Genomic DNA, 9,739 nt, shown 5'->3' with positions numbered 1-9,739 from the left:
GCGAATAGCTCTCCAGGGGTATTGCGGATTAACACTACTGGTCGTTTCTCTAGACCGGATTAGCTGTAAGGGGGCGGAATCTCGCCCAACTAGGTAAATCTAGGACACAGCCGCAATGCCTGAGCTAAGAGACGTAAACCTTATTCGGAGGGATTATCTCCTATGAACCGAATTCCCGTAGTTTCTAAAGACGGACAACCGCTAATACTGTTGGGGATAGAAGGGTGTCCCACTTTAACTTGTCACCAATGCTCAATGAGTCACTCTACTTAATCCCAAAGGAACTAGGAGTGCTATTGATCTAGTGCTATTGATCTAGTGCTATTGATCTCTGTAAATTTTCTACGGAGAGGGAGGGATTCGAACCCTCGTTAGCGTTTCCACTAAACAGCATTTCCAGTGCTGCGCCTTCGACCGCTCGGCCACCTCTCCAAAAACGGTGACAATTTCTTATCGTAGCATCATTATTCGGATTTTGTGCAAATTTTGTGTAAAAAATTTTCTTTTTTAGGGTTCGAGGTATTCCTTGGCCGCTCTCATCCTGCCTTCATTTCTCCCCTAAGCATCACCAAAGGGGAGGGGAGAGTATGTCACAATAAAATAGCTGTTGGGATAAATTTAGAATTTAATGCGAGAGTATCATACGGTTCATATCCACGATCGCCAACGAAATCAAGACTATAGCGCTACTGTACCGAGCGATCGCTACATTCTCAGAAGTTTAGAAGACCAGGGAATTAATCTGCCCTATTCCTGTCGGAATGGAGCTTGTACCACTTGTGCAGTGCGGGTGATTTCGGGAGATATTTACCAACCGGAAGCCATGGGACTGTCCCAGGAGTTACAGGGAGAAGGGTATGCTTTACTGTGTGTGGGGTATGCGCGATCGGAGATTCATGTGGAAACCCAAGACGAGGACGAAGTGTACGAACTCCAATTCGGACGCTATTTTGGCAAAGGAGGCCGTCGCTTGAGTCTCCCCTTAGACGAAGATTAATATTGTTCTTTGTTGTTTGTTCTTTGTAAACAAGGGAACAGGGAACTCCGGAACAGGGAACTCCGGAACAGGGAATCGGGAATCGGGAATAATATATATTTTTTTGTTTTCCCTATCTTCCCCATCTTCCCTATCTCCCCCATCTTCCCCATTACCAATCACCCATTACCAATCACCCATTACCCAAAATAATGACTTCCGTTGACCAACTTCATAACTTCCTCGATATTGCCACACAAGCAGTCCTCGAAGCAGGGGCCGTCTTGAAAACTCATCAGGGGAAAATTAAAACCATTCAAGAAAAAGGACGGCCTGGTGATCTTGTCACCGAAGTAGATAAAAAATCCGAAGACGCGCTTCTGAGTGTCCTGAAACGACATTTACCCGATCATGCTATCCTCGCCGAAGAATCGGGGCAACATAAAGGGAAAGACAGTGATTATCTTTGGGCCATTGATCCCCTCGATGGGACTACCAATTATGCCCACGGTTATCCTGCTTACTGCGTGTCTGCCGGGTTACTGGTGGAGGGAAAACCCGTTTTGGGAGTCATTTATGACCCCTCCCTAGATGAATTATACCGGGCGGCTCAAGGACTGGGGGCAACCTGTAACTATCAACCCATCCAAGTGTCCACCACCGCCAGTTTACAACAAAGTTTATTAGTGACCGGCTTTGCCTACGATCGCCGGGAAACCTCTGATAATAATTATGCCGAATTTTGTTATCTCACCCATCTGACCCAAGGGGTTCGACGCGGGGGGTCTGCTGCTTTAGACTTAGTAAGTGTAGCCATGGGTCGTCTTGATGGCTATTGGGAACGAGGGATTAAACCTTGGGATGTTGCTGCCGGAACTATAATAGTAGAAGAAGCAGGAGGACGCATTTCAGCTTACGATGGTAGCCCTCTTGATCTCCAGTCGGGACGGATATTAGCCACCAACGGACTCCTTCACGACAGTCTCTCCCAAACCCTCAGTCAAACTCCTCCGTTGGAGAGTTGGGCTAATTGAGAGAGACCAATTTAGAGAGGCCAATTTAAAGACCATGCAACATCGGTTAAGCGATCGCAAAATTGAGTAATCAAAAACAAAGACTTAACCGGAAATTCTTATACTGAAAAGCAACTCTTACCTAGTCAGACTTGCAAATTTACTCCAAATAACATAACTCTTTCCCCAGTTAAAAACCTATGTCTTTCAACATTCAACGTGGACTATTTAAATATGACATTACAGACCATTATGCAATCTTGGGGCTTCCGGTTAATGCGGATAATAGCGCGATCCGGAAACGCTATCTGAAATTAGCCCGCAATCTGCACCCCGACACCTATCGAACCGAAAGCGATGCAGATAAAGAAAAGGCCAATGAAATCCTCTCCAAATTGGTCAATCCCGCTTATGAAACCCTGAAAGGCAAAGGCCGGGGTGAATATCAAATTATTTTAGAACAGACGGGAAAACGCTTGGCCGGGGAAGGCACAACGCCTCCAGTAGAAGGCGAGGCCGCCAAGGCATTGCTAAAGGCCGGCAGTAATATTGATGCGGCCTATCAAACTATTCTCCAAAAGCTAACCACTAACCAATATAAGTCCATTAATAAGGCATTAGACCAGATTGCGCAGTTAAGTGAAGTGAATCTGGTTTATCTGTTGCGGAAACAAGGCCAGGGGGTTAGAAAAGCAGCCAGCAGTGGGGCCGGGGCGAGTCAATCTTCCAGTCCATCCACCCCTAGTTCTTCCAGGAAACCTGCTGCCAAATCTACCAGTCAAAATAAGCCCCAATCTGAGCCAGAGCAACCCCAAGCCTCTCCCGTTGATCCCTATGTGCGTCGGGCCAATGAGTATATTGGCAAAAATAATTTCTCCAAGGCCATTCTTGAATTACGGGATGGGCTGAAAATTGACCCCAATAATAGTACCTGTCACGGGTTGATGGGGTTAGCCTATTTCAAACAGAAACAGGTGAGTATGGCCAAAGTCCATGTGAAGAAGGCGTTACAGTCCGATGCCAATAATGAGACGGCCTTGAAGGTGAAACAAGCCTTAGAGAAGACGACTGGAGAAAGTGTGGGCAGTAAGTCCACTTCCTCTAAGTCTTCGTCGAGTAGTGCCAAGGGGAAATCGGGGAAATCGGAAAAATCCAGTGGGGGTGGAATGTTTGGCGGTTTATTTGGCGGTAAGAAAAAGTAACCGTTTTGCTTTAAGTTGATTACTGGTGACTGATTACTGATTACTGATTACTGCAATATGATTCATCAACCCCCGGCTGGAACTCGTGATTTACTCCCCTTAGAAGTAGCGCAAAAACGTTGGATTGCGGACCGCTTACAACAAGTGTTTCATCGTTGGGGGTATCAACGGATTATTACTTCGACGTTGGAATGGGTGGACACCTTAACCGCAGGGGGGGCCATCCAACCGGAAACGGTGATCCAAGTCGAGGATACGGCGGAAGGCCGCTTGGGGTTACGTCCGGAGTTGACGGCTTCCATTGCCCGAACGGCGGTGACTCGCATGGCGGGGTGTACTTATCCCCAACGGTTGTATTACAGTGCTAATGTGTTTCGGCGTTCGTCTCAAGCCCATCATGGCCGCCAAGTGGAGTTTTTCCAAACGGGGGTAGAGTTGCTTTATTCCGGGAGTAGTTTGGCGGATACGGAGATTTTGCTGTTGTTGGCCGATGGGTTACAGCATTTGGGGTTAGAACAATGGGAGATTGTGTTAGGGGAAGCGGGATTAACGCGATCGCTGTTGTCGGTGTTTCCGGAAGCAGTACAAGAGACGGTGCGTTATTGTTTGGCTAATTTAGATCGGGTGGGGTTGGAGAATTTGGACTTGTCTCCGGAATTGCGCGATCGCGCCTTACTCCTTTTTGACTTACGAGGAAAACCCGAAGATGTCCTACAAAAAGTCTCAACGCTCAATCTTAACCCCCAAGAAACCCAAACCGTCAACAATCTCAAAACCCTCATTGATCGTCTGCGAAATAGTCACAGCAACGCTTTTCCCTTAATTTTAGACCTGAGTTTAATTGAAACCATCGACTATTACACCGGAATTGTCTTTGAAGTGGTTTCCACTCGTCAACAGCAATACCGAGTATTAGGGAAAGGAGGCCGCTATGATCACCTCTTAGAACTCTATCACCCCCATGGAGAATCCGCCCCTGGGATTGGTTTTGCCTTAAATATCGAAGAACTACACTCCGAGTTAAGTTCTTCAGAAGAATTACCCCAAAAACCCCCCAGTAGTCATTGGTTAGTCATTCCCACCACCCCCCAAGCAGAAATTGCGGCCTTACACCATGCCCAAACCCTGCGACATTCCGATCATGTCGTGCGCGTAGAATTGGAATTAGAAGGGCGTTCTCCAGAGGACATTCGAGATTATGCCAGTTTATCCCACATTGAACATTTAGTGTGGGTTGATGAACAGGGGAATCTCGACATCGAACGGACTCAAGCGGAGCAAAATCTCTCCCAAGACGGATGATTGTTCGCTCATAGGGTTGACAAAAAGCCAAGAATGTGCAGTTTAGGCTAATTATTAGGGAGCGCAGAAAGCTCGTTCCTAGTAAGCCCTAAAGGGCTTTCCGTCGTCCCCACTATAACGCTACCTGCTCTTATGTTAGCCCTATGAAACCCCCAGATCAACCGCCACTCGATGAGCGCAAGCAAACCCCGAAAACGCCACCGCATTTAACCCCTGTCCAGGAAAGGTACTATCCCCCACACAATACAACCCCGGCACAGACGTGCGATTAAACGGCATTCCCAACAACCCCCATAACTTCCGTTGAGGAATCGGCCCATAAGTCCCATCCTCTCGCCCCAAAAAACGGCGATGGGTGCGGGCTGTTCCCACTTCCTGATAAACCACCGCCTCCTGCAACCCCGGAAAAACCCCCTCTAACCGAGTTATTAACCGTTGGGCCGCCGCATTTTTCTTGTCTTGATATGCTTGACTCGAAAGTCCCTGCCAGTCACTCATCCAACTCGGGGTAAACGTATGAATAATATGGTGTCCCTCCGGAGCTAAATTAGGATCAAGTAACGTGGGAATCGACACAAAAATAGTTCCCTCCGGGTCTTCCATCTTCTCCCAATCTTCCAACAAAATATGATGGCATTCCGTCCCCACAGGCAACAGATCAGCCTTTACCCCTAAATGGAGACTCAGGAAACTCGGTGATTTTTCATAGCGTTGTTCCCACCGTTGCTCTTTTTTCGGTGTAGCAGTAGGTAGCAATTTATCGAAGGTGTCCCAATGGGTGGCATTAGAGATAACCCGTTTAGCGCGGTATTCCGTCCCATTAGCCAACCGGACTCCCACCGCCTTGCCCTTTTCGGTAATAATTTCTTTAACTCTGGCCTTGTACTGAATGGCACTCCCATAGCGTTCTAACCCTTCCACCAGTTTTTGGGCAATTTGCCCTACACCACCTCGCGGATAATTAATGCCCCCATAATGACGGTCTGAGAATACCATCCCCGCATTGATCATAGGCGTTTTCTCCGCCGGAACAACTGACCAGCAGTAACATTCCATATCAATAAATTTCAGTAATTCCGGGTCTTGGATATAGCGGCGGGCAATATCACCAACATTGAGGGGGAGATATTTCACCAGTCCGAGACAAGATAGAGGATGCTCGAAGAACACGCGCAATAAGTAGCGGGGTTCTTCGAGGGAGAGTAACTCCATAGAGTTGAGACAGTTAAACACCGTCCAGCATTCGTCGTAAAATTTGCGGATGCCTGTTTTTTCGTGGGGAAATTTTTGGCTCAATTCTTGGATAAATTGTTCGTAGTCTCGATGAACCTTCAGATCGAGATTCTGCGGTAAATGATAGTGAATTTGGCAAGAGTCGGGGATAGTGTCAATTTGCATATCCACTGCATCGAGGGCCCGGGTGAGGAGGTTGGTTGTGCCTTCTGTGCCAAACCCGAAGATCATAGACGCACCTACGTCGAAGCGATAACCCTCCCGTTCAAAATATCCAGCACTTCCACCAGGGATCAGATACCGTTCCAGAACTAGGACTTTGGCCCCTTTCGCGGCCAGTTGGGTGGCAGTGACGAGGCCACCGATGCCTGAACCAATAATAATGGCATCGTATTCTGTGGTGGGGTGGGGGGTTTGTTGTGCAGGTTGTACGGTTTCTGTCATGGAGTATCGCAGTAATCAGTAATCAGTAATCAGTAATCAGTAATCAGTAATCAGTATGAGTTATAACGCGATGTGGGATTTTCTAGGGCAAAATCCGGGTTTCAGGCTATTTTCTACGGAATCCGCACCCCAATATCTACTATCTTGGTGAAGTATTAATTATTGTAGGGCATTGCCCACTCTACAGCGTTGAACAAAGAAACAATAGCTAAGAGCCAATAACCAAGCAAAAAAAAAGAGGGGACACGGCTTTCTATCTGAAACCTGTCCCGCTTGCTGATTCTTTATGAGAGGAGAACACTAAACGCTAGTATAATTTTGTTGAGAATTAATGTCAATACTGTTGAGAAAAATTTTCAAGAGGTAGTAGGGGGTGGGAGAACGGGCGATTTCGCAGTATTATGGTTCAGGCTTCCGTGTATGACTTATTTAGGCTCTAATGACTTTACAATTGCGCGTTTATGTGCCAGAACACCCGTTAATTCAACATTGGTTGGGGGTAGCCCGCGATCGCCATACCCCGTCAGTCCTGTTTAAGAGTGCTATGACGGAGTTGGGGCGGTGGTTGACTTATGAAGCCTCTCGTCAATGGCTTCTCACGGGGGAAACGACGGTAGAAACGCCTCTGGCGGAATGTCCGGCGACGTTGATCATGCCGGATTCCCCGATGATGATTGTACCGATTTTACGGGCGGGTTTATCGTTGTTGGATGGGGCGCAAACGCTACTTCCCCTTGCGTCAACCTATCATGTGGGGTTAGTGCGAGATGAGGAGACGTTGGAGGCCAGTTGTTATTTAAATAAGTTACCGGATCAGATTAGTCCTCAAACTCGCATTTTGATTCTTGATCCCATGTTGGCCACAGGAGGATCAATGTTGACGGTGTTGGAGGAGTTAACGAAACGGGGGGCGGATACGTCGTTAATGCGGATTATTTCGGTTGTTGCGGCCCATGTGGCGTTACAGAAACTCAGTCAAGCCTATCCCAGTTTAACGATTTATACGGCGGCAATAGATGAACATTTGAATGATGTGGGTTATATTGTACCGGGGTTAGGAGATGCGGGCGATCGCGCTTTTGGAACTTAGAGACGGTTAAAATAAAAGCAGGGAAAGGAGAAAAAATTATGAGTCAGCGAGATGGTTTTACGGGTGGATTATTATTAGGCGCATTGGTTGGCGGTGTGGTTGGCGGTGTTGTAGGGGCCTTGGCCGCTTCCCGCCAAAATTCCCCAGAGGAGAAGAATAACGCTTTCCTCGAAGAAGAAAACCCCGACGGGGGAGAAAACCCTGAAGAACGCATTGAAACCGCCCGTCGGAGTTTAGAAGGTAAAATTGCTCAATTAAATTTAGCGATTGATGATGTCCGTCAACAGTTAAGTTCGGTGAATGGGAATCATACCGAACAAGAGGACGCTTGAGAAAACTTGTACAATGGTAGGCAGTGTTATATAGTATTTAGCTTGATTACCATGAGTACCGGAATTGCCGCCCTTTTAGTTCAAAGTGTTCAGTCCTTTATTAGCATTTACTCGGTTCTACTGATTGTGCGAGTCTTGTTAACTTGGTTTCAAACGGCCAGTTGGGCGCAACAAATTATGGAATTTTTAAGCCCTATTACTGATCCCTACCTCAATATTTTCCGGTCTTTCATTCCTGCCCTAGGAGGAATTGACTTTTCTCCCATGATAGCGATTTTGGCATTAAGCTTTATTGGCAATGCCTTAGTTTCTTTATTGGCCAGTCTGTTGTTAACCAATTCTTACTCGGCCTTTGGGGTGTGATCAGATATCACTCCAACAATCTTTTGTCGGGACGTTGTACGCAACGTCCCTCTCTGTGTTTAATACAAGGTATCTTCATCCTTGTAGTAATAAGGACGCACTTTTGAGGTAAACCCAGAGGCTTTAAATTGTTCTAATTTGAGGGGGGTGGGTTGGGTTGCGGGGACGGAGATACGAATTTGAAATTCGCTTTCCCCTGGGGGAATGGTGGGGATAGTGCCGATGCGGGTACGGTTTTGCATGGCCGGGTTGCCGTTTGCGTCATAAATGCGGCCAAAGACATCGGCATCGACAACGTATTTATCGGACGGGTTGGTGGCTTTTCCGGTGATCAGGAAGCAGTTGGCCTCTTGCATACTCATGCTGGTGACATTGCCTTGGGAGTATTCTGCCCCGCATTCTTCATAACTCAAGTTGTCCAATTGGACTTTCATGCGGGCCTGGGCAACAGGGGTGGCGATAAAACTGACTAACCAAAAGGTTAGACTGAGGAGGGCAATGGTCAATACTCGATAATTCATAAGTTTGTCTCTTGATGGGCAAAAAAAAATAGGACGCTATCCTGTTAACGAACCTCATTCATTATCCCATTGTGCCTTACGGATGGGGCAGCGACTGTCCTACCCTGTCTCTGAATACCGCAGTGGACAGTGTACGCGCTTCTGTCTCTACGGGTTCAGAACGCCACTGCCCACTCACTCTTAAATTAATGAATCTACATTAATGAATCTACATTAATGAATCTGGTTTAATCGCGGTTACTCGCCATTCAGAGAATTTGTATTCCCTAAATTCGCATCGAGTTCCATGCGCTGCTCCATACGACGGAGGAAATATCCCGTCATCATGGCGGATGCCAAGAGATTCGCCATATTTTCGCGGTCTGTGACGATCTGGACGTTGAAATCTTCTGAAGGGAGCATCCCAACTAAACCTTGAACATTTTGGGAAATAATTTGCTTGACTTCGGGGGAAGCGGATTGAGCAATCTGTTCAAGAACCTCTGGTTTTTGCTGTTTGAGGTATTGCAGCAGGATATTTATATCTTCTAGTTCGTCTGTGTCAGACTGGAAAAGGTTAGGGTCAAATACCATCAGAATCCATTCAGAGTTGGATGTGCTTAATTACTACTTTAAACCATGTCGCTCAGATTGGCACATTTGTGGCTAAATTACTAGGGTCATTGGGGGATTATTCTTCGGAGTCTGACGCTGGTGATACGCTGGTATCAACGATTTGTGAGAGTTCATCAATTTCAAAATATTGGTGAAATTTGTCGGTGACTTCGAGCCAAAAGGAACGTCCTTCTGCTTGGCGACGCTTACGAATAAAGCCAAAATTGACTAATTCTTGGACGTGCTGATAGGCGGTACTCCCTCGCAGTTCGATGAGTTCGGTTTGCAGGAGGGGGCATTTGAGGGCAATGGCGGCAAGGGTTCGTAGGGCTCCAATTCCCAATTCTGCGGGGACGATATGCTGCATGAGGGCTTGAAAGGTGGCTCGGAGTTGTAAACTGTAGCCACTGGGGGTTTTGATGACTTCTAAGGCACTGTCTCGATAAGCGTAGTCGTCAATAAGTTCTAGGAGTGCATCTTTGGCCTGTTGGCGACTACACCCGGCATATTCTGCGATCGCTGCTACGGACATGGGTTGACCTTTCAGATACAAAATGGCCTCGATCTGGGTGGCTAGACGAGGGGTAGCGGTTGTAGATTCACTCATAGCAGTCACCAGTGATGGGGAGTTGATAGTTGAGAGTTGATAGGGGAGATAGGGGAGATAGG

General features: G+C 47.1%; 11 protein-coding genes and 1 tRNA gene. 7 read left to right on the top strand and 5 right to left on the bottom strand.

Annotated features, from left to right (window positions below; all coding sequences use genetic code 11):
- Positions 1-345: 345 nt before the first annotated feature.
- A tRNA-Ser gene (locus PN462_RS18640) sits at positions 346-432 on the bottom strand.
- A 196-nt stretch (positions 433-628) separates the two neighbouring features.
- Here PN462_RS18640 and PN462_RS18635 point away from each other — a divergent pair.
- From PN462_RS18635 to PN462_RS18620, 4 genes are all read left to right on the top strand, one after another.
- Positions 629-997: a 2Fe-2S iron-sulfur cluster-binding protein gene (locus PN462_RS18635; protein WP_272130332.1), complete on the top strand. Its 369-nt coding sequence runs from the start codon at positions 629-631 to the stop codon at positions 995-997.
- A gap of 191 nt (positions 998-1,188) precedes the next feature.
- Entirely contained in the window at positions 1,189-2,010 is an 822-nt protein-coding gene (locus PN462_RS18630) for an inositol monophosphatase family protein (protein WP_272130331.1), read from the top strand.
- A 179-nt stretch (positions 2,011-2,189) separates the two neighbouring features.
- Positions 2,190-3,191 (top strand): J domain-containing protein, encoded by a 1,002-nt coding sequence (locus PN462_RS18625; RefSeq protein ID WP_272130330.1) that lies wholly within the window; start codon positions 2,190-2,192, stop codon positions 3,189-3,191.
- Between the two features lie 57 nt (positions 3,192-3,248).
- Positions 3,249-4,493: an ATP phosphoribosyltransferase regulatory subunit gene (locus tag PN462_RS18620; RefSeq protein ID WP_272130329.1), complete on the top strand. Its 1,245-nt coding sequence runs from the start codon at positions 3,249-3,251 to the stop codon at positions 4,491-4,493.
- A gap of 141 nt (positions 4,494-4,634) precedes the next feature.
- Here PN462_RS18620 and crtH read toward each other — a convergent pair whose 3' ends face one another.
- Positions 4,635-6,170: a carotenoid isomerase gene (gene crtH / locus PN462_RS18615; protein WP_272130328.1), complete on the bottom strand. Its 1,536-nt coding sequence runs from the start codon at positions 6,168-6,170 to the stop codon at positions 4,635-4,637.
- Positions 6,171-6,609: 439 nt separating this feature from the next.
- Here crtH and upp point away from each other — a divergent pair, with 439 nt between their 5' ends.
- From upp to PN462_RS18600, 3 genes are read left to right on the top strand one after another with little or no spacing between them, the layout of a single operon-like run.
- A complete protein-coding gene (gene upp, locus PN462_RS18610; protein ID WP_272130327.1) occupies positions 6,610-7,260 on the top strand; it encodes a uracil phosphoribosyltransferase in 651 nt (216 codons plus the stop codon).
- A gap of 38 nt (positions 7,261-7,298) precedes the next feature.
- Positions 7,299-7,592 (top strand): hypothetical protein, encoded by a 294-nt coding sequence (locus tag PN462_RS18605; protein ID WP_272130326.1) that lies wholly within the window; start codon positions 7,299-7,301, stop codon positions 7,590-7,592.
- Positions 7,593-7,643: 51 nt separating this feature from the next.
- On the top strand, positions 7,644-7,955 hold the full coding sequence (locus PN462_RS18600) for a YggT family protein (RefSeq protein ID WP_272130325.1): 312 nt from the start codon (positions 7,644-7,646) through the stop codon (positions 7,953-7,955).
- Between the two features lie 59 nt (positions 7,956-8,014).
- Here PN462_RS18600 and PN462_RS18595 read toward each other — a convergent pair whose 3' ends face one another.
- The 3 genes from PN462_RS18595 to scpB form a co-directional block, all read right to left on the bottom strand.
- On the bottom strand, positions 8,015-8,476 hold the full coding sequence (locus PN462_RS18595) for a hypothetical protein (RefSeq protein WP_272130324.1): 462 nt from the start codon (positions 8,474-8,476) through the stop codon (positions 8,015-8,017).
- A gap of 237 nt (positions 8,477-8,713) precedes the next feature.
- Positions 8,714-9,049 carry a DUF760 domain-containing protein gene (locus PN462_RS18590; RefSeq protein ID WP_272130323.1) on the bottom strand — a complete coding sequence of 112 codons (336 nt, stop codon included), beginning with the start codon at positions 9,047-9,049 and terminating at the stop codon, positions 8,714-8,716.
- Positions 9,050-9,146: 97 nt separating this feature from the next.
- The gene (scpB, locus tag PN462_RS18585) at positions 9,147-9,677 is read right to left on the bottom strand and encodes an SMC-Scp complex subunit ScpB (RefSeq protein ID WP_272130333.1); all 531 of its coding nucleotides are present in this window, start codon (positions 9,675-9,677) and stop codon (positions 9,147-9,149) included.
- Between the last annotated feature and the right edge of the window lie 62 nt (positions 9,678-9,739).

It is taken from the genome of Spirulina sp. CS-785/01 (assembly GCF_028330525.1).
Lineage (GTDB): Bacteria > Cyanobacteriota > Cyanobacteriia > Cyanobacteriales > Spirulinaceae > JAQMSD01.
The sequence above is the reverse complement of the archived record's forward strand: the minus strand, read 5'-3'. Positions and strand labels throughout refer to the sequence as shown.

Bases quoted from the DNA above. Each gene is read 5' to 3' on its own strand.
- PN462_RS18635 (WP_272130332.1), top strand. From the start codon at position 629: ATGCGAGAGTATCATACGGTTCATATCCACGATCGCCAACGAAATCAA.
- PN462_RS18630 (WP_272130331.1), top strand. From the start codon at position 1,189: ATGACTTCCGTTGACCAACTTCATAACTTCCTCGATATTGCCACACAA.
- PN462_RS18625 (WP_272130330.1), top strand. From the start codon at position 2,190: ATGTCTTTCAACATTCAACGTGGACTATTTAAATATGACATTACAGAC.
- PN462_RS18620 (WP_272130329.1), top strand. From the start codon at position 3,249: ATGATTCATCAACCCCCGGCTGGAACTCGTGATTTACTCCCCTTAGAA.
- crtH (WP_272130328.1), bottom strand. From the start codon at position 6,170: ATGACAGAAACCGTACAACCTGCACAACAAACCCCCCACCCCACCACA.
- upp (WP_272130327.1), top strand. From the start codon at position 6,610: ATGACTTTACAATTGCGCGTTTATGTGCCAGAACACCCGTTAATTCAA.
- PN462_RS18605 (WP_272130326.1), top strand. From the start codon at position 7,299: ATGAGTCAGCGAGATGGTTTTACGGGTGGATTATTATTAGGCGCATTG.
- PN462_RS18600 (WP_272130325.1), top strand. From the start codon at position 7,644: ATGAGTACCGGAATTGCCGCCCTTTTAGTTCAAAGTGTTCAGTCCTTT.
- PN462_RS18595 (WP_272130324.1), bottom strand. From the start codon at position 8,476: ATGAATTATCGAGTATTGACCATTGCCCTCCTCAGTCTAACCTTTTGG.
- PN462_RS18590 (WP_272130323.1), bottom strand. From the start codon at position 9,049: ATGGTATTTGACCCTAACCTTTTCCAGTCTGACACAGACGAACTAGAA.
- scpB (WP_272130333.1), bottom strand. From the start codon at position 9,677: ATGAGTGAATCTACAACCGCTACCCCTCGTCTAGCCACCCAGATCGAG.